The organism is Paenibacillus mucilaginosus 3016 (assembly GCF_000250655.1).
GTDB lineage: Bacteria > Bacillota > Bacilli > Paenibacillales > NBRC-103111 > Paenibacillus_G > Paenibacillus_G mucilaginosus.
The window spans coordinates 436583-456106 of record NC_016935.1; the positions used below are offsets into that span (position 1 = coordinate 436583).

16 protein-coding genes and 1 pseudogene are annotated in these 19524 nt (G+C 60.3%); 12 read left to right on the plus strand and 5 right to left on the minus strand.

Translation table 11 applies throughout. The features are described 5' to 3' along the window. The first annotated feature begins 395 nt into the window (after nucleotides 1–395). Complete coding sequence (locus tag PM3016_RS01955) at nucleotides 396–1094, plus strand: YidC/Oxa1 family membrane protein insertase (RefSeq protein WP_014368256.1); 699 nt, start codon at nucleotides 396–398, stop codon at nucleotides 1092–1094. 91 nt (nucleotides 1095–1185) lie between these two features. On the opposite strand, the gene PM3016_RS01960 is transcribed toward PM3016_RS01955, so the two are convergent. After that, entirely contained in the window at nucleotides 1186–1935 is a 750-nt protein-coding gene (locus PM3016_RS01960) for a YwmB family TATA-box binding protein (protein WP_014368257.1), read from the minus strand. 205 nt (nucleotides 1936–2140) lie between these two features. Here PM3016_RS01960 and PM3016_RS01965 point away from each other — a divergent pair, with 205 nt between their 5' ends. The 8 genes from PM3016_RS01965 (at nucleotide 2141) to PM3016_RS02000 (ending at nucleotide 11611) form a co-directional block, all read left to right on the plus strand. After that, the gene (locus tag PM3016_RS01965; RefSeq protein ID WP_014368258.1) at nucleotides 2141–2644 is read left to right on the plus strand and encodes a TRAP transporter small permease; all 504 of its coding nucleotides are present in this window, start codon (nucleotides 2141–2143) and stop codon (nucleotides 2642–2644) included. Nucleotide 2645: 1 nt separating this feature from the next. Then, nucleotides 2646–3950: a TRAP transporter large permease gene (locus PM3016_RS01970; protein WP_013914213.1), complete on the plus strand. Its 1305-nt coding sequence runs from the start codon at nucleotides 2646–2648 to the stop codon at nucleotides 3948–3950. A gap of 73 nt (nucleotides 3951–4023) precedes the next feature. Then, entirely contained in the window at nucleotides 4024–5052 is a 1029-nt protein-coding gene (locus PM3016_RS01975) for a TRAP transporter substrate-binding protein (RefSeq protein ID WP_014368259.1), read from the plus strand. A gap of 364 nt (nucleotides 5053–5416) precedes the next feature. Then, nucleotides 5417–7351, plus strand: coding sequence for a sensor histidine kinase (locus PM3016_RS01980; protein WP_014368260.1), 1935 nt, complete (start codon nucleotides 5417–5419; stop codon nucleotides 7349–7351). Next, on the plus strand, nucleotides 7326–8066 hold the full coding sequence (locus PM3016_RS01985) for a response regulator transcription factor (RefSeq protein ID WP_013914216.1): 741 nt from the start codon (nucleotides 7326–7328) through the stop codon (nucleotides 8064–8066). The genes PM3016_RS01980 and PM3016_RS01985 overlap by 26 nt, the downstream gene beginning before the upstream one ends. A gap of 264 nt (nucleotides 8067–8330) precedes the next feature. After that, nucleotides 8331–8747, plus strand: a complete 417-nt coding sequence (locus PM3016_RS01990; RefSeq protein WP_014368261.1) for a response regulator — start codon at nucleotides 8331–8333, stop codon at nucleotides 8745–8747. A 64-nt stretch (nucleotides 8748–8811) separates the two neighbouring features. Beyond that, on the plus strand, nucleotides 8812–9879 hold the full coding sequence (locus PM3016_RS01995; protein ID WP_013914218.1) for a cobalamin-dependent protein: 1068 nt from the start codon (nucleotides 8812–8814) through the stop codon (nucleotides 9877–9879). A gap of 16 nt (nucleotides 9880–9895) precedes the next feature. Continuing rightward, nucleotides 9896–11611, plus strand: a complete 1716-nt coding sequence (locus PM3016_RS02000) for an ATP-binding protein (RefSeq protein ID WP_014368262.1) — start codon at nucleotides 9896–9898, stop codon at nucleotides 11609–11611. 55 nt (nucleotides 11612–11666) lie between these two features. Here PM3016_RS02000 and PM3016_RS02005 read toward each other — a convergent pair whose 3' ends face one another. After that, the gene (locus PM3016_RS02005) at nucleotides 11667–11948 is read right to left on the minus strand and encodes a hypothetical protein (RefSeq protein WP_013914220.1); all 282 of its coding nucleotides are present in this window, start codon (nucleotides 11946–11948) and stop codon (nucleotides 11667–11669) included. A 264-nt stretch (nucleotides 11949–12212) separates the two neighbouring features. After that, on the minus strand, nucleotides 12213–12887 hold the full coding sequence (locus tag PM3016_RS02010) for a pectate lyase (RefSeq protein WP_013914221.1): 675 nt from the start codon (nucleotides 12885–12887) through the stop codon (nucleotides 12213–12215). A 771-nt stretch (nucleotides 12888–13658) separates the two neighbouring features. On the opposite strand from PM3016_RS02010, the gene PM3016_RS02020 reads away from it, so the two are divergent. Both PM3016_RS02020 and PM3016_RS02025 read left to right on the plus strand, forming a co-directional pair. After that, nucleotides 13659–13877, plus strand: coding sequence for a hypothetical protein (locus tag PM3016_RS02020; RefSeq protein ID WP_013914223.1), 219 nt, complete (start codon nucleotides 13659–13661; stop codon nucleotides 13875–13877). Between the two features lie 432 nt (nucleotides 13878–14309). Next, on the plus strand, nucleotides 14310–14840 hold the full coding sequence (locus PM3016_RS02025; RefSeq protein WP_014368263.1) for a DoxX family protein: 531 nt from the start codon (nucleotides 14310–14312) through the stop codon (nucleotides 14838–14840). A 102-nt stretch (nucleotides 14841–14942) separates the two neighbouring features. Here PM3016_RS02025 and PM3016_RS02030 read toward each other — a convergent pair whose 3' ends face one another. Both PM3016_RS02030 and PM3016_RS02035 read right to left on the minus strand, forming a co-directional pair. Further along, a complete protein-coding gene (locus PM3016_RS02030) occupies nucleotides 14943–15629 on the minus strand; it encodes a TerC family protein (RefSeq protein ID WP_013914225.1) in 687 nt (228 codons plus the stop codon). Between the two features lie 519 nt (nucleotides 15630–16148). Next, nucleotides 16149–17573 carry a pectate lyase family protein gene (locus tag PM3016_RS02035; RefSeq protein ID WP_014368264.1) on the minus strand — a complete coding sequence of 475 codons (1425 nt, stop codon included), beginning with the start codon at nucleotides 17571–17573 and terminating at the stop codon, nucleotides 16149–16151. Nucleotides 17574–18120: 547 nt separating this feature from the next. Between PM3016_RS02035 and PM3016_RS02040 the strand changes: the two are divergent. Then, a pseudogene (locus PM3016_RS02040) lies at nucleotides 18121–19315 on the plus strand (right-handed parallel beta-helix repeat-containing protein). The last annotated feature ends 209 nt before the right edge of the window (nucleotides 19316–19524 follow it).

A 19524-nucleotide genomic window follows, 5' to 3' on the forward strand; every position in this document is an offset into this window, starting at 1 on the left:
ATCCTCTTGTATAAACTTAGGATACGAAGGAGGTGAGAGGGCGGATGGCGGAATGGTCGCCGGATTGGCCGGCCCTGCTGCTTTTGCTGGGAATGACTTCCCTGGTATGGGGACCTTGGATGCTGGCAAAGGGGGTTTTTATTGCAGAAGGGGCAGGACAGCGGAAGGACGTGGTGCCTCTGCCTCCGGAGCCTCAGGAGGATCTCCGGCCTTCGGGGACACGGCGGTTTGCCGTTCGCCTTCTTCGCCCGCCAAGGGCAGGAACGGATGACAGGGATGAGGAGGACTGACCTTCCTGGGAGCGTGCTGATGCAAGGTTCACCCCAAGCACCCTGCGCTCGGCCCGGTCACAGCCGGAGCCGAAGCGCACGATCCAAAGGAGGAAACGGTAACCGATGTATACCCTCGTTCAACCCTTGATCGACTTCCTGGCCTACCTGCTTGCGATGCTCTACGAATGGACCCAAGACTGGGGTCTTGCTCTGCTTCTGCTCACCTTCGGCGTCCGGCTGCTGCTCGTCCGCTTCAACCTGAATGCCGGCCGCCAGCAGGTCCGCACGGCCGCCGCCCAGCCCGAGCTCGCCAAGCTGCGGGACACGCATGGAAGCGATCTGGCCGAGCTCGTCCGGCACACGTCGGAGGTCAACCGCAAGTACGGCATCCGGCCGCTGGCCCCGTTCGCCGCGGCGCTGCTGCAGGCTCCGCTGCTGATGGCCATGTACGGCCTGTTCCTGACCCACGGCAGCACGATGACGACCGTGCTGCTCCCCTGGATGGCCGGCCTGGGTACGGCCGATCCGCTGCACCTGCTGCCGCTGGCGGCCGGGCTTCTCTCCGCTGCGGCGGGCCTGATCCCCTTGGCGGATGTGCCGAGCCTCGGCAGTGCGTTCACCGCTACAGGTGCCCGCCTGGTGCTGGGCAGCCTGCTGCTGCTCGTGCCGCTGGCCGTCACGTGGACGGCCCCGGCCGCCGTAGCCCTGTACTGGACCGCCGGGAGCGCGTTCGCGCTGCTTGAGCGGCTGTTCTACCGAACGGCCCCGGGCCGCCGTCTGCTGCACCGCGGGCTGCCGGCAGCCGTACGTCCCCTAACCTGACAACAACCCCAAACTCCCGTTTCCCGGCTCTAACCGGGGAACGGGAGTTTTTTGGCATCGCGCCCTATGCACGCCCTCGCTCTCCATACTATCAATACTCTGTCGTGATCACCGGCGTTCCCAGCGTCAACCGGGACTCGCCCGTCTCCGAGCTGCGGTGCACCGCCGCCTGCAGGTTCAGCATCCGGCCTCCGCTCTGCACCGACGCCTCGAGGAGCGGTGAGGCATAGGAGACGCTCACGCTACGGCCGTCGTCGTAGCTCTCGACCGCTTCGGCCCGAAGCTCCGCCTGCAGCCAGCCGTTCAGCTTATCCGGGGAGGCGTAGTCCGCCTTCAGCTTGCCCTGGACAATCACGTTCCAGTTCGGCGTGACGCCCATGCCTTCGAGGACGCGGCTCAGCTTCGTCTGGGCTTCCTCCATCCGGGAGGCAGCTTCCCCGCCGGTGCCGGTGTCCCCGGATTCCGGGGTCTCGGCGGAGACGATCAGCTCGGTCGACCCGTCAGGGAACATGACCCATAGCAGCGTACGCCGGATGCCGCCGGAGTCGGGGCCGGAAGCTTTGTAGAGGATGTGGTCCCCGCCGCTGCGCAGCTCTGCGGGAGGGAGGCCGAGCCGCTCGCTGAGCCGGCGGCCGGTCTCGAGGAACGCAGCCTCGCCGGCATGGGGCTTGTAGGGGCTGATATGCTTGACGACGACGCGCACGGGGCCGTCGATCACATCGAGGGAGAGGGGCAGCAGACGCTCCAGGTCCCGGTTTGCTCCGGCGCCGGACGCCAGCGCTCCCCAGACGCAGAGCACGGTAACGGTAAGAAGAAGGAAGAAGGACGCGGTACGTTTCATATCGGAATAGGCCCCCTCGAATCTATCAATCTGGTAACTACTACAAAGCATAGTCAGAGAGAGGGACAAATATACCCGGGGGCCGAACATCTAAAAAAATTACAACAGATCCTAAAACCAGCCTCGTTCAAGGGGCTTCAGCAATCGCTTACAATATCAATATAAAACGCTTACATATAAGCCGCACAAAAAAGAGGTGACTCCCATGCAACAACTGAAGCGCATAGCCCTATGGTTCGACTCGCTTCTGGAGAACCTGGCGCAGATCGCGCTGCTCTCCATGATCCTGATCGTCACCGTACAGGTGCTGACGCGCAAGCTGTTTAATTACGTGCTGCCGTGGTCGGAGGAAGTCACGCTGCTGCTGCTCGTCTGGTTCGCCTTCATCGGGATCGCGATCGGCTTCCGTGAGAGACTGCATCTGGCGATCGATTCCTTTACGGCGAAGCTGCCGCCGCTGGCCAATAAGGTGCTGGACAAAGTAATCTATGCCGTCACGCTCGCCTTCGGCTTCTACCTGGTTGTCTCGGGTACCGAATTCACGCAGCTCATGCACGAGAGCCGGCTGGCGGCCACCGGGCTGCCAAACTCGATCATTTATGTGATCATGCCGATCACCGGCGTTCTCGTCTGTATTTACTCTTTTCTGCAGCTGATTGGCATGGATACGGTAAGACACAAAGGCATGGACGAAGGAGGGGGCCACTAGCATGGAAGAAACCACAATCGCCGTACTCGTCCTCTCGATCTCGTTCGTCGTGATGCTGCTGCTCCGCTTCCCGGTCTCGCTGACACTGGCGGTCTCGACACTGCTCACCGTCATGTATCTCGAAATTCCGCTCGCGGTCGTAGGCCAGCGGATGATCCAGGGGATGTCGTCCTACTCGCTGCTCACGATTCCGTTCTTCATCCTTGCGGGGCACATCATGAGCGAGGGCAATCTCGCGCTGCGGATCGTCAACCTCGCTCAGCTGTTCGTCGGGCGCGTCCGCGGAGGACTCGCGATGGTGAACTCGGTGGCCTGCATGTTCTTCGGCAATATCTCGGGCTCCGCCGTCGCCGACGTGTCGTCCATCGGATCGGTCATGATCCCCATGATGAAGAAAAAAGGCTACGACACCGACTACTCCGTCGGCGTCACCGTCTCTTCCGCCATCCAGGGCGTCGTCGTGCCGCCGAGCCACAACCTCGTGCTGTACTCACTGGCCGCAGGGGGCGGAATCTCGATCACCTCGCTGTTCCTTGCAGGCATCGTGCCGGGGATTATCCTGTGTCTGTCGCTCATGCTGACGAGCTACGTGTTCGCGGTGAAGCGCGGCTACGCCAAGGGCGACCCGATCGACCGCAAGGATGTGCCGAAGATTCTGCTCGACGGCTTCATGTCGATTCTGACGGCTGTCATTATCCTCGGGGGGATTTTCTCCGGCTGGTTCACGGCTACGGAGTCGGGGGCGCTGGCCTGCCTGTATGCCTTTATCCTGACGTTCGTAATCTACAAGGATATCCCTTACAGCCGCATGTGGCTGATTCTGAAGAAAACATTCCGTACCGTCTCCATGGTGCTGTTCCTGATCGCCGCCTCCGACGCGTTCTCCTGGCTGCTGGCGTTCCTGAAGATTCCGGCGATGGTGACCGACGCGATGATCTCGATCTCGGACTCGCCGTTCGTCATACTGCTCATCATCAACCTGCTGCTGCTGCTGCTCGGGGCGCCGATGGATATGGCCCCGCTCATTCTGATCATGACGCCGATCCTGCTGCCCGTCGTAACCCATCTGGGGATGGACCCCGTGCACTTCGGCATCATCATGATGCTCAACCTCGGGATCGGGCTGCTGACGCCGCCGGTGGGCACCGTCCTCTTCGTCGGCTGTGCGATAGGCAAGATCTCGATCAGCGAAGGAACGAAGGCCATGATGCCGTTCTTCTACGTGCTATGCGTCGTGCTGCTGGTGCTTACCTACCTGCCGGGACTTGTGATGTGGCTGCCGAATCTGGTGCAGGGCACCGGATAGACAAGAGTTGGCAGTGGATTGCGGGGAAGGCCGGAAGTACAATATCCATAAGAAGAAAAGGGGTAGTTCTCACATGAAAACACTCAAGAAAACGGTTACGGTACTGTCTGCTCTGGCGATCGCCGGCGGCCTGCTGGCAGGCTGCGGAGCGAAGGAGACGGCGGGCGGTACGGAAGGCGAGAAGAAGGCGGAGGGCAAGAAGTATACGTTCCGCCTGGCGGATACCCACCCTGCGGATTACCCGACGGTCATCGGCGACAAAAAATTCGCGGAGCTGGTGAACGAGCGGACGAACGGACGCATCAAGATCGACGTGTTCCCGGGGGCGCAGCTCGGGGAAGAGAAGGCGGTGCTCGAGCAGGTGCAGCTCGGCGCGATCGAGTTCACCCGCGTGTCGTCCGGACCGCTGGGTGAATTCTCGAAGGGCTTCGGCGTCTTCTCGCTGCCGTACGTGTTCGACAGCGACCAGCACCTGTGGAAGTTCCTCGAGAGCGAGGCCGGCAACAAGATGCTCGACAGCCTCGAAGGGGCGAAGATGAAGGGCCTGGCCTACTACAGCTCGGGGGCGCGCAGCTTCTACTCCCGCAAGCCGATCGCGAGCCTGGCCGATCTCAAGGGCCAGAAGATCCGCGTCATTCAGAACAAGATCAACATCGACCTCGTAGCGGCCCTGGGCGGCAGCGCGACGCCGATGCCGTACGGCGAAGTGTTCTCCTCCCTGCAGACGGGCGTTATCGATGCGGCGGAGAACAACTTCCCGAGCTACCAGTCGTCGAACCATTTTGAAGTGGCGAAGAACATGATCCTCGACGGCCACCAGCGCGTGCCGGAAGTGCTGCTCATCTCCCAGACAGCGTGGAACAAGCTGGGCGAAGAGGACCGCAAAATCCTGAAGCAGGCGGCGCTCGACTCCGTGAAGACGCAGCGCGAGGCATGGGATAAGTATGAGAAGGAAGCCGAAGCCAAGGTTCGTGCCGCCGGCGCGACCATCACGGAAGTGAAGGACCTGAAGCCTTGGCAGGATGCCGTGAAGCCGGTCATCGAGAAGTACCGCGCGGATTACAAGGAAGCGCTGGACGCGATCGACGCGGCGCGCAAGTAAGCTCTTCAGCCCGTATCCCGGGCGTGCGTGCTCCCGTCCCGCGGGGCACGCTTCTTGCGCTTCGGAAGCGGTGAGGGTGGCCTGCGCCGCACAGAGGTCGGCGGCATGCTCCGCATGTCAGGAGGCCCTCCCTTTCCACGTCAGACGCTCTCTTCCGACCGTACACGCAGGTTCGCGTACGCGGTCCCAAAAGGGCAGCCAAGCTTCAGATCACGGGAAAGCGGACGGCTGTTATAGGTTTCTCGCTTCCCTGCGGGAAGGTTCGCGTCAGCCTGTTCATCCCGCACACAAAGCGGTCCCTCTTGGTATCGCTTCCATGATACAATGAGAGCAGGGAAGGGATACGGAAGAAAGGGGGATGGCCATGAGCATGCGGATCGGGCAATGGATGGACAGAATACAGCGGTACGGGCTGCTGCGCGACAAGCCGCTGACGCTCCGGCTGTTCGTCTTCTCGGCGCTGCTCGTGGCGGTGCCGCTTGTTCTGGTGGGGCTGATCTCCTACCAGCGGTCGGCGGATGTTCTCGAAAGCGAGGGACGCGAGTCCAGCCTGCAGATCATCGAGCAGGTGAAAAGCCACATCGAGTATTACGTGCGGGACTTCGAGATTACGACGCTCGGCATCGTCAATCACCCGGACGTTACCCGTCTGCTGCGGATGCGGACTGCGGAGGAGATCCAGCAGAGCGGCATCCGCCCGGCCGTCGTGCAGATGCTGAAGAACGCGTCTTACTCGCGGTCGGACATCTCCAACATCACGCTTGTGCTGGACGGCCGGCAGACGTTCGACACGGCGGGCGTCCGCAGCCCTTATCCGGCCGACGAGCTCCGCAAGGAATACTGGTATGCGGATGTGCCGCTCCAAGGCACGCCGAAGCTGATCTCCCGGGTCATCCGCTGGCCGGACGGGCGGCAGGAGCAGGTCTTCTCCATCGTCCGCCGCCTGATGTCGCCGCAGACGCTCGAGCCGGCGGGGATGCTGATCATGGACGTGAATTTCAAGCGCATCCAGGAAATCTCGGAGATGGTGTCCATCGGGCGGACCGGGTTCCTGTACATGGTCGATGCGCAGAACCACTACGTGTACCATCCGGACCTGTCACTGGTGGGTACCCCGGCCGAGCCCGGCCATACCGGGCAGATGACGGAGGAGAGCGGAGCGCTGATCACCGGCGACAAGCCGAGCCTCTTCCTGACCTACAGCCTCTCCCCCTACCTCGGCTGGCGGCTGGTTACCGTGCTGCCGTACAAGGAGCTGACTGACGGCACCGACTATATCGGGCGCACGATCCTCTGGACGCTGATCATCGCCCTGACGGCCGCCTACCTGCTCGGCATCGGCTTCGCGGCGTCCCTCGTCGGTCCGATCCGGCGGCTTCAGGCGTATATGCGGCGGGTGGAGGTAGGGGATTTCAGCGTGAAGCTGGAGGTGCGCTCCAAGGACGAGATCGGCCTGCTTACCCACGGCTTCAACAAGATGGTGGAGCGGCTGGAGAGCCTGCTGGAGGAGATCTACTTCAGCCGGCTCAAAGAAACCGAGGCTTCGCTGCGGCAGAAGGAGAGCGAGCTGAAGGTGCTTCAGTCGCAGCTCAATCCGCATTTTCTCTATAACTCGCTCGAGACGATCCGGGGCATGGCGCTCGACCAGGATATGGACGATATCGCCTCCATGTCGGGGGCGCTGGCGAAGCTGCTCCGCTACAACCTGAAGAACGACCGGCCGGTGGTCACGCTCCGCGAGGAGCTGCTCTTCTGCCGGATGTATCTGCGGGTGCAGCAGTACCGGTTTGAAGACCGGCTTGACTCCGAATTCGACGTGCCGGATTGGGCGCTGGAGCTGCCGGTGGTGAAGTTCGCACTGCAGCCGATTGTCGAGAACAGCATCATCCACGGTATGGAACCGGGGGCGGCTCCGATGCGCATCCGGATCAGCGCGCGGCGGGACGGGGACGCCTCGTTCCTCGTGGCCGTCGAGGATACGGGCGTGGGGATGCCCGTGGAGGTGCTCTCCCGGATCCGCCTGGATCTCGAGCAGAAGGATGTGCTGGCCGGAGGCGACCATATCGGGGTGGCCAATGTGCACCGGCGGATCGTGTATGTGTACGGAGAGGCCTATGGGGGCCGGATCGATTCCCGGGAGGGCGGCGGCACGACCGTGACGCTGCGGTTTCCGGCGGAGGCCCGGCGGCAGGCGGATACGGACGAGGGTCTGTCTCCGCTCCGGAAGGCCGGGCTCCCGCTGTCAAGTCCTGAGCAAAAGGGAGGTAGCGATAGTGTACAGCGTGCTGTTGGTGGATGACGAGAAGTGGGTGCGCACCTCGCTGCGCAAAGTGATCGAACGCACGGGCCTGCCCTTCGAGGTGGCACGGGAGGCCTCGCATGGGCTGGAGGCTCTGGATATCCTGAAGGAAGCGCCGGTCGATATGGTGCTGACCGATGTGCGGATGCCGGTCATGAACGGCATGAGCTTCGTCCAGCAGCTGCGGCAGACGGCCCGGGAGCAGAGCGTGATCGTCGTCAGCGGCTATGACGACTTCGCTTACGTCCAGGGGGCGCTGCGCCTCGGGGTCACCGACTACCTGCTGAAGCCGGTCGAGGTGGAGGAGATGCGCGCCTGCCTGGAGGGCTGGCTGCAGGCCCGCGCGGGCGGGCAGGCGGCGGGAGCTCCCAAGGCTTCCTGTGATCCGGCGGACCGTTCGCCGGTGGAACAGGTGCTCGGGTATATCCGGGAGCATCTCGGCGGGGAGCTCACGCTGACCGAAGCCGCCGCACGGGTGCATCTCAACCCGAGCTACCTCAGCCAGCTGTTCAAGCAGCAGCTCGGGCGGGGCTTCGTCGAGCATATCGTCGAGATGCGGATGGAAGAGGCGAAGCGGCTGCTGGCGGCTACTTCCCTGCGGGTCAGCGAAGTGGCCCAGCGCGTGGGATACACGGACGTCGCGTATTTCAGCAATACCTTCAAGCGGAGCGCGGGCTGCACGCCGACGGAATACCGCCGGTGCCCGCCTGCATAGGATAAGAGAGGGAGTCGGAGTGAGCCCGGCTCCCGTAATGCATAGGTTCTTCAGCGTCCGGATGTCCGGACGTTTTGTTTTTTTATGGAGACGCCGGCTTTGGATTTTGCAGATGAGAAGACTCCCTCGGTAACGGTCCTATGCCCGCATGCCCAATGATTTCATTTCAGTCCGGCGGGATATAAGGTATACTAGATTGATACAGTATGTGGGGTGCCTAGCAGAATAAGGTACGGCCAGGTTCTGAGGGGAGGACAATGAAGGATGCATGCAGGCTACACCGCGCGTCGTGCCAAAGCTCCGGCAGCGTGCGAGGTACTGATCGTAGAGGATGACAACATCAGCCGGCGGGTGCTTCATACCATACTGGCCCAGCTGGGCTTTGGCCATATCGACATGGAGGATAACGGAGAGGCTGCCGTATCCGCCGCAGCTGCGAAGCGCTACGACCTGATATTCATGGATCTGCGGCTGCCCGTTCTCGACGGGCTCTCGGCCGCCCGGCGGATTATGGCGGACTGCGAAGGCCAGCGGCCTGTGATGATCGCCGTGACGACGAATACGCTGCCCGAGATCAAGCAGCAGTGTATGGCGGCGGGCATGGCGGATTACATTATCAAACCTTACTACAAAGCTACGCTTGTGGAAGTGCTCGATCACTATTTTCCGGTCGTCTTGTAAAATCACGCATGAGGGAAGGCTGCGACATTGCGGCCTTTCTGCATGTTCATGAGGGGGAGAGCGAATGCCAGCCCATACGGAGGCGGGAGTGCTGCTGCTTGATATGGCGGAGCAGCTCGCAGACCAAGTGACGGAGAGACAGTACAGCCTGCAGCCGGATCTCATCCAGAGGTTCGGACCTGCGGGCCGGGAGCGGACGAAGCAGGACACGGTGTTCAGCCTCAAATATTTGGCGGAGAGTCTTATGATGGACAGTCCCTCGTTGTTCGTGCACTACATCACCTGGCTGAAAGCGCTTCTCGAGGGGTACAAGGTCGGCGTGAAGGAGATCGAGGTGAATCTCGCCTGTCTCCGGGAAGAGGTGTGCCTCTCGATCGGAGGAGAGCATCAGGAGCATGTCACCCGGTTCCTCGACATCGGTCTGCATCAGCTTGCACTGCCGGCCGACGTGCCTCCGTTCATCGCGGCGGATGCGCCTTACGGGGCCGAGGCGGCCGAATATCTGCGCATTCTGCTGGAGGGCAGGCGCCAGGAGGCGAGCCGGCTCATCATGGAGCTGGTGGAGGCGCAGACGCCGCTGGCGGACATCTATCTGCACATCTTCCAGCCGGTGCAGTACGAGATCGGCAGGCTTTGGCAGACGGGCGGAATCAATGTGGCCCAGGAGCATTACTGCACGGCGGCCACGCAGCTCATCATGTCGCAGCTGTACCCGTATCTGTTCGGCTCCGAACGCAAGGACCGCAGGCTTGTGGCCACCTGTGTCGGCGACGAGATCCACGAGGTGGGCCTGCGGATGGTAGCCGATCTTTTCGAGGCCGAAGGCTGGGATACGTATTACCTCGGCGCGAACGTGCCGGCCCGCAGCATTATCCAGACCGTGATCTCGCAGCAGGCCCATATGGTGGCCATCTCGGCGACGATGACGTACCATGTCCATCTGGTGAAAAAGCTGATCGAACAGATCCGGGCCTCCGAAGGGTGCCGGGGGGTCAAGATCATTGTCGGCGGCCTGCCGTTCAACATCGATCCGCAGCTGTGGATCCAGGTAGGCGCGGACGGCTGCAGCCGCAATGCGGGCGAAGCGGTGCGTATGGCGGCCGGGCTGCTCCGGGAGATCCCCGCATCCTAAGGAGGCTGGCAACCCTATGACAACCATCGGCGAACCGGAAGAAGCGCAGCGGCTGAGAGAGACGATCGCCCGGCTGTCGGACGAGCTTATCCGTTCCAAGCAGAGGGAGGATGCGGCCCTGACGGAATTCTCCGTGATGAACAACGAGCTCATCACACTGCAGCGCCTGCTTGCCAAGACGAATGCCCAGCTGAAGACGGCCAAGGAAGAGGCCGAGCGGGCGAATGCGGCCAAGAGCGATCTGCTCGCGATGATCTCCCATGAGATCCGAACGCCCCTGAGCGGGATCATGGGAATGTCGGAGCTGCTAGGGCTCTCCGGCAAAGCGGCCGAAGCCCGGCAGGAGCTGGCGCTGATCCGCTCCTCGGCGGCCCTGCTGCTCACCATCGCCCATGACCTGCTTGATCTTTCGCGGATGGAGGCGGGCAAGCTGACCCTGGTGTCCCGCCCGTTCCGCCTGCGTGAGGTGCTCCTCCATGTCGTGGAGCTCCTGACCCCGTCCGCCGTCTCCAACGGAACGGCGCTGCTCCAGCAGGTGGAGGAGCGCATCGCGCCCGTGCTGGTCGGCGATGCCGACCGGATCCGCCAGGTGCTGATCAACCTGGCGGGCAACGCCATCAAATTCACGCCGGGCGGCACGGTGACCATCCGGGTGGACCTGCTGGGCGGAGGTGCCGGAGAGCAGCGGATTGCTATGGAGATCCGGGATACGGGCCGGGGCATCCCGCAGGAGAAGCTGTCGGAGCTGTTCCAGCCGTACTACCAGGCGCATGACGCTTCCTCGGCCGACATGCCGAAGGGCACCGGACTCGGCCTGTCGATCACCAAGCGGATCGTGGAGCTCATGGGCGGCACCATTGCCGTACAGAGTGTGCTTGGAGAAGGCTCCACCTTCCGGGTGGAGCTGCCGCTGCCGGTCGGGGAGAACAGCGGGAGGGCGGACGAGCCGGATTCCGGTCCGGCCGATCTCCCGCAGCGTGCGGCCGTCAAGCGGGAGATCGCCGTCCTGCTGGCGGAAGACGATGCGATCTCCCGCCAGGTCATTCTGATGCAGCTTCAGAAGCTGGGCCTCAGCCGCATCACGACCGCAGGCAGCGGGACGGAGGCGGTCGAGGCATGTGCCCGCGGAACGTTCGACATCATTCTGATGGATCATCACATGCCGGGAATGAACGGCAGCGAAGCGGTTCGCGCCATCCGGCTTCAGGAGGCCGCCGCCGGGCGGCCGCGCATTCCGATTCTGTCGCTCTCGGGGTCCACGCTCGGCAGGGCCGGTGAGAGCCGCGTCCTCGGTTCCGAGCTCGACGACGCCCTGATGAAGCCGTTCACCCTGAAGGCGCTGAGAGAGGCACTCGAGAAGTGGGTCCCGGCATTCCGTCCGGAGCCTCAACCGGAGCTCCTCGAGCAGGAGGTGCTGGCGGAACTGCTCGAGCTCGATCCGTCCCGTGCCCTGCTGCGGCAGCTTGTGGCGGATTACCTGGCGGATACCCCGGGACGTCTGCAGCGGCTGAAGGAAGCGGCGGACCGCGGCAGCCATGAAGAGATTGCCAGGCTGGCCCACAGCCTCAAGTCCGGAAGCGTCACCCTGGGGCTTCGCCCGTTGTCCGACCTGCTGCACACGCTGGAGGAAGAGGCACGGGAGGGCCAGCCGTCAGGGAAGCTGGCCTGCCTCGTCAGCGGGGTCCTCGCCGAGTACGAGCGGGCGGACACGGTGCTGCGGCAGCTGGTTTGACGCAGCCGGTCCAGGAGCCGCCGGTTCCGGATACAAGAAGAGTCCGTCCCTTGCTTTAGAGGGCGGACTCTTCTTGTTTGCGGACCCACAGTCCCTTGATGACCGTGTAGAGGATGAGCAGGGCGGGCATGACCGTTAAGCTCATGGCCGCCCTTCCCTGGACGGCGCTCTGCACAAGATGAACCAGCGGCACGGTGCCGGCCGCAGCGAGAATGAAATGCAGAGTAGACGGGCGCAGGCGGCATCGCTTGTCCAGAAAGCGAATGGTCCAGGCGAGCAGGGTACGGAAGATAATGAAGATGGCGAGCAGCCCGAGGGCTTTGCCGGCCAGCGTCATGGGATCACCCCCCCTCAGTAGAGCGAATTCGGCAGGACAGCTTAAGGATGCGGGCGGCAGTTCACCTAACGCAGGCATCCTATTCTGCTTACCCCTCCCTGCCGTTTGTTACCCATTGTCTTCCAAGTGGGGCCGAGCCCGGCTCAGGGGAGTGTCGGGGCAGGAGGGAGACGTGCCGTGCCCCGCGCAAAAAAGCAGCCTGCGGAGCTCGGGGCTCAGCAGGCTGCTTGGGAACACGTAATGAAGAGAACTGGCTTGGACGGTTTAGTACTTGGTATTGCCGGATTGGTAGGTATTTCCGGAAGCGAAGCCCTTGAACAGCGTCGGTACGCTGCTGTAACGGGTGTTCGTGATGCTGCCGGTGGATACAGGGCTGTCCGTGCGCAGGATGGAATCCTTCACGTTGGAGATATCGCTGGAGTCTACGTTCATGACGACCTTGAATGTCGTGCCCCCGTTTTGGCGTACCAGCTTGCCGATGTCATTGGCGCGGAAGTTCTTGATGTTGAACGTACCCGCAGCATTCGCCTGGAATACTTTGTCGTACGCCTTGTAGGCGGAGCCGCCCGTGATGTTCACGGTACCGGAGGACTTGAGCGTGAGGGCATCCTCACCTACGTCCTGCCAGTTCACGTTCGTGATGTTGCAGCTGCCGTAGCAGTGTACGCCGTCCGCGGCAGGAGCGCCGAGGTTCACGTTCTTGAGCGTGCCGCCCGCTTCGACGCGGAAGACCGGCTTCTGGCCTTCGGCCTGGCTGCCGTCGCCTAGCGTGCTTGCATTGGCTACATAAGTGTTGCCGGCACCGTCGAAGGTCTGCCCTGCAGCAACCACGATCGTGGAGTTAACTGTAATGGTAGCGGCTTGTGCCGGGAGAGCGGCGAATACCGAAGAGACCAGACCGACCGACAGCATCATGCTTGCGACTTTTTTCATTTTCATAAGTAACGCCTCCATCATTTGAATTTTGGTTTTGGTAAATTGGTTTATACAAGCTTACAGCCAATAAGGGTTGGGTCCCTGCACCTCCTCGTCTTGGGCTCGTCATTACCGTACCAGAATTTCCTTATTTCGGAAATAATCACAGTCTTAGTTTGAGGGAGTTTTCAACCAAAGGTTGAGAAGAGCGTATCGGTTTGAATGCAGCATATGGCGGTGGACGGGGGAAGTTGAAAGCGCGCTACGGGTGTAATCTAACGGGTAAGGCGTGTAAAAGCGAGGAGATATCTTTTTGAAAGCGACCTTTATGTGAAGCATAACGGAGCCCCAAAAGATATGCCCGAGCGCAGAGTATGCCGAAATCAAGAGGAGCGGGATCCAGACCAGCCTAGGAGTAAAAGCGAGGAGATGTCTTTTTGGAAGCGACCTTTATGCGAAGCATAACGGAGCGCAAAAAGATATGCCCGAGCGCAGAGTATGCTGAAATCAAGAGGAGTAGGATCCGGGCCAGCCTAGGAGTAAAAGCGAGGAGATATCTTTTTGGAAGCGACCTTTATGCGAAGCATAACGGAGCGCAAAAAGATATGCCCGAGCGCAGAGTATGCAGAAATCAAGATGAGGGATTGGTGCCGTTTTTATTCCTGGGGGGACCGGGGCCTCATGTGATCCGAGGATCAGAAGTGAGTTGTGAGCAGCTGCACGGGCTGTTTGTTTGACCCCCTCCTCAAACAGGTAAGTAATAGTATCCACAGCTTGGAAAGGGGAGAGTGCAAGATGGAAACGCCGAAAAATACGGAACGGATGCGGCAGCGTGTGAACCGTGATCATCCGGAGCAGTATCCGACGGACAAGCCCAGTCTCTTCGATCTGTACGAGAGCGAGCAGACGGTGGATGCCATTCCGGTGGAGGACCTGACACTGGAGCAGCAGGAGGAGAAGAACGGGGAAGAAACAAAGCACCGCTCTTCGAGCGAGCGCAAATATCATCCGTAAGCTTGGAGGCGGCCGGCCGCGGAGGCCTCGGATCAGCGCTGGAACACCGGGATATCGCCGGTGTTTTTCTTTTTGCCCGGACGTGTGATCTGGTTCACATCATCGGCTGAGGAGGCGTGCTATAGTAAAGGCATGAAAGAGAGCAGCACAGCACACGGGAAATAAGAAAGCACACTTCCAAGTAAAGCGAGCCATGAAGGGAAGCGAAGGTCATGAGTCCACCACAACCGCAGGAGCAGCCGCCTGAGAGCCCGACCGGAAACAACAACTCAGCGCAGGGCAGCAAAAGTAAAGCTTAGGTTAAAGTCAGAATGTTCTAAAGAGCTGCTAAACTGCACACTAATTTGTGAAAATATTCACTTGAATCAATTATTGGGACGAAATCCAGTCGTTCTGCATTCCATAAAACCATCCGAGGGAGATGTATCCATCATGTTAACCCGATTCCTTAGAGACAACGTGTATGCCGCCGGACTGCTGATGGTCCTTCGCTTGTATCTCGGTTACCAGTGGTTTACCGCAGGGCTTCACAAGCTGACGGGCGGATTCGATGCCGCCGGCTTCCTCAAAGGCGCCATTGCCAAGCCGGTGCTCGATAAAGCCACGAACGAACTGGTCTATCCGACGTTCACCGCCTTCCTGCAGCACTTCGCCCTGCCGAACGTGAAGCTGATTAACTTCCTGATACCGGTAGGGGAAACGCTGGTCGGCCTGGGCCTGATCCTCGGGGCCCTGACGACAGCCGCCGCCTTCTTCGGACTTATGATGAACTTCATGTTCCTCTTCGCCGGTACTGTAAGCACGAACCCGTGGCTGATCCTGCTTGGGGTCATCGTCCTGATGGCAGGTACGAATGCCGGCCGGTTCGGCGTAGACCACTACCTGATGCCTTTCCTCCGCAAGCTGCGCCGCCAAGGCGGCCATGAAGCCGGCCGCGGGAACGGAACGGCGGCCAAAGTATAACGGCTGCAGCGTAAACGGGCGCCCAAGTGTTCGACAACCGAAGCAGACGAAAAAACCGGGAGAGCCAAGCTCTCCCGGTTTTTCTTGCAGCAGTCGGTGGAATCAGCCCGTTTGCGGGTGATGTCCGCCCTGTTTCTTCTTGGCGGCATAGCCGGCCAGCAGGACAACCGCAATGATGGCGATGATGATGCCCCATTTGAGCACATCGTTTTCGCCGATGAATCCTTTAAGCAGCGGCTCGTCCGTAATCATTTTGCCTGCCGTCATCGCGAGAACCGCTGTGCCGATATAGACGATGACCGGGAAGCGTTCGATGAGCTTCAGGATGATGGTGCTTCCCCAGACGACGATCGGAACGGAGATGATAAGGCCGAGGACGACCAGCAGGAAGCTGCCGTGTGCCGCTCCCGCCACCGCGAGCACGTTGTCGATACCCATAACGGCATCGGCAATGATGATCGTGCGGATCGCTTCTTTGAGCGAGGTGGTCGCTTTAATATTGTCGTGGCCCTTATCGTCGGCCAGCAGCTTGTAGGCGATCCATACGAGCGCCAAGCCCCCGATCAGCAGCAGCCCCGGGACTTGCAGCAGCCATACGGCAACCAGCGTGAAGATAATCCGGATAATGATCGCGCCGGCGGTACCCCAGTAGATGGCCTTTTTTTGGTGCTCCTTCGGCAGATCCTTGGATGCCATACCGATGACGATGGCATTGTCTCCGGCCAGGATCAAGTCGATGATGATGATCGCGCCGAGGGCTGACCAAAATTCCGGTGAAAACAGATCCATGAATAAACTCCCCCTTTTCGTAAGTAATGACTGTCACCATGCAAATTCCTACACGTTTCGTCGTAGATCTTATACGGAACATCAGCGGACACGTTTCAACGAATGTACAGATTTAGGCTCATTCCTGCAAAAGTACGCTGTACCTAGTATTACCCAAGCCTTCACTCCTTACTAACCGGTTCTGTTAGTTGGTCGGTGAACGGATTCGGAGTGAATACATTTTTCGCCGCGAGTAATGATAAAAGGTATCCATGGGGATGAGCGAACGCGCAGCTGCGACGCTGATCAGCGAAGCTCTGTCCCTGATCCGGCGGCCTGCGGGACGCAGCCCAACTGCTGCACGACTCCTTGGAGGCAATTGGCACTGGCCCCGGCTGCGGCAGACTTGCTTAGGCTTAGATTGAAATCAGGTCGGTAATCAAAAGAGCTTTCCCCGGACTTCAAGAGTCCGGAGAAAGCTCTTTTGGTGCTGTACGAAATTCAGCCGCCCTCCATAGGAAAGAGCGTCACGTAAAGATCCTAGTAGCTCGTCTTCAGCCAGTTGTCCTTCGACCAGATCAGCTTGCCGGCGCCTGCGCCGTTCGATGCCGTCAGTCTGGCCTTCAGGGTCGCCGGGTCCTCGGCGGTGTAGCTGTACGGCAGCGTGGAGAAGCCGTTCCAGGAGAAAGCAATGACCGGTGCCGGCACAGGAGCGAGCGGGGAGCCCGAGGTGTCGCTGCCGCCGCGGAACGAAGTGCCGTTCAGCGAGTAGAGCGTGTCGAGCACCCGGATTTTGCCTGTGTAGCTGCTGTCGGCCGGATCGGTCTGGTTGTTGCGCACGGGGCTGGCCACGTCAATGATCTCCGACTTCTCGACAAGCACCGCCCCGCCTTCGGTGGAGATGGCGCCGTTGCTCGTTACGCCGAACTTGTATCCCTTGGACTTCAGAGCGGTTTCCATCGCTGTCGTAATCTTCTTCTTCGCGGCGTAGGCAGCCGCGCTGTCCATCACGATGTTATACGCATGGGCGTTGCCTCCGCGAAGCCGCGGCATCCGGTCCTGGATATCCTTGTAATAGTTATGGTGGAGCGTTACCTGGAGGTTCGGATTCAGGGAGTCGAACTCGGTGGCGCCTACGAGATGGCCTTTTTTCTGGGAGGCGGCAACTGCAATAATATCTTCCTTGGTCAGACCGATCGCGCTGCTGCGCAGGTATGCGTACATCGGGTAAGCGGACGGATTCGCTTCCATCGCGTCGATCTGCTTGCGGACCCAGCTGCCTGCGCTGCCGTCGTCGCCCTTGAAGGTGGACCAGGAGATCGTGACGCCGTTCGTGCCCTTTTTGACATCGACGAGGCCGTCGTAGGCTTTATTGAACTTGCAGTGGTCGATCCATACCTTGCTGTTCTCCTCCAGGGTGACATAATCCCAGTCGTTCTTGTCGTAGTCGCCCTTCGTATACTCGTCCCACTCCCACAGCTCGTCGAATTCCAGGTTGCGGATGATCACGTTAGAGCTGCGTTTGAAGACGAATGCGCCGTGTTTGATTTTGGCCCCGTTCGCCGAGAAGATCGTCAGTCCGTTGAAGCCGTCAACCGTAAGCTTGCTCACCCCTGTCGTCTTGAGCACGGGATGAGTCAGAGGCGTGCTGTGCGCTGTAAAAGGGGAGATCTTCGCTTCGGCCGGCAGCTCGTTCCAGCCGAGGTTCAGGTCGTTCATGATCTCGACCACCTTGACACCGGAGCCCCGCTTCAGTGCAGCGGCAAGATCAGCCGCGTTATATACCTTCTTGTAGCGGGCCGTGTCGGTCTCCGGGATGCTGCCGCCTCCGGTATTGCCGGCCGAGAACCCGGTCAGATTGTACGGGACAAGAGCCGGGTCCGCCGCGCTGGCGGACATCAGGGGCATGGCGGAGACGATGAGCGATGCGGCCGTAAGCACTTTCAACAAGGACTTGCTTTTCATTATTGGAGTTCCTCCCGTTTTCCGAATGAATGGAATTTGCGTATTCCGTTCCACAGCTTGGCCCTGATTGCCGTAAGGCTGCCTGTCCACTCCTCTCTATTTGCGTTTCAACCCGGTATGGATCAACCCGTCCGGATGCAACCAAAGCGTAGCATCGGGGCAGCGTTGCAGCAATGCGCTGATTTCAACCTGTTCAATGGAAGTGGAATTGGCGGGGATGTGAATAAAAGATAACAATAGGTACTTATGGTAAAACTAACCAAAATCTAATCGCCGGATTATTGCCGTTACGATCTGGCTCTCCGATAATGGGGCTATCCCCTCGAGGTGATCTGCAGGCTGAGGGGATAGATCGAAAGGCGGTGATCCCTCCCTAACTCATCATGGACGTTCATGAGTCATGGAACAGATGAGCCCGGCTGGCCTGGAAGAGTACAGAACTTCGGGCGACTACCCTAACCCCATTCTCAGAGGAGGAATATGTAACGTGAACAAACGCATGAACAAACCAGCTGCACTTCTGCTGTCTTCCGCATTGGCTCTCTCGATGCTGGCGGCTGCCCCGGCCGCCGCGGCTCCCGAGCCGATCTACGCCGCACCGAACGGATCGGCGAGCAATCCGGGCACGCTCAGCGCGCCGACGACACTGGCCGCCGCCCTCACCAAGGTCGCAGCCGGCGGTACGATCTACCTGCGCGGCGGGACCTACAGCTTCAGCTCCACCGTGACGATCGACCGGACGAACAGCGGCGCATCCGGTGCGCATAAAGCCATCGTCGCCTACGGCACGGAGAAGCCGGTTCTCGACTTTTCGGGCCAGACGTTCAACTCCGCCAACCGCGGCCTGCAGATCAACGGCCATTACTGGCTCGTGAAGGGTCTTGAGGTCAAGGGGGCCGGGGATAACGGCATCTATATCGCCGGCAATTACAACCGCCTCGAGAATGTGGAGACGCATCACAACCGCGATACGGGCATCCAGATCGGGCGCTACGCCTCGACGGCTGCACAGAGCGAGTGGCCGAGCTATAACGAAGTGATCAATTCCTACTCCCACGACAACTTCGACCCGGACAACGGCGAGGATGCGGACGGCTTCGCGGCCAAGCTGACGGTCGGGCCGGGCAACGTGTTCGACGGCTGCATCGCTGCATACAATGTGGATGACGGCTGGGATCTCTACACGAAGACGGATACGGGAGCGATCTCTCCGGTCACGATCCGCAACAGCGTAGCCCACCACAACGGCAAGACGTCGGACGGCACCACCACCACGAGCAGCGACGGCAACGGCTTCAAGCTGGGCGGCGAGAAAAATTCCGGTGAATCATATCGTGCAGAACTCGGTGGCGTACCAGAACAAGAAGCACGGCTTCACGTATAACAGCAACCCGGGTTCCATCCAGTTCAAGAACAACACGTCGTGGAGCAACGGTCAGAGCAATTTTGCCTTCGATGTCGGCACGCACGTGTTCACGAACAACCTCTCGTACAAGGGCGGATCGAGCGACAAGACGAGCGGGACGGATGTGTCGAGCACGAATGTATGGTGGAAGGACAACAAGACGGTGAACGCCAAGGGTCTTGCGGCCAGCGACGCCGATTTCGTCTCTCTGACGCCGGCGATCTCGCGCAATGCGGACGGTTCGCCGAATCTCGGCAGCTTCCTGCAGCTGTCATCTGGCAGCGATCTCAAGGGCACCGGTACGCCGAGCGGCACGGACATCGGGTATATCCGTTAAGCGTGAATGAGATCGGCGTAATCGGCATGAACGGCAAATGAACAAGAACACAGGGCGCCTGGCGGACAGGCGCTCTTTGGCATGCTGCGCAGGACGAAGGATGGGGAGCAAGAGGGGCGGAAGAGTTGGGCGCAGATGACCTACAATCTGGAACAAATTGTTTCGGAACACGTGAACATTGTCTGGTATAATGAGTGAAACGAATCGGA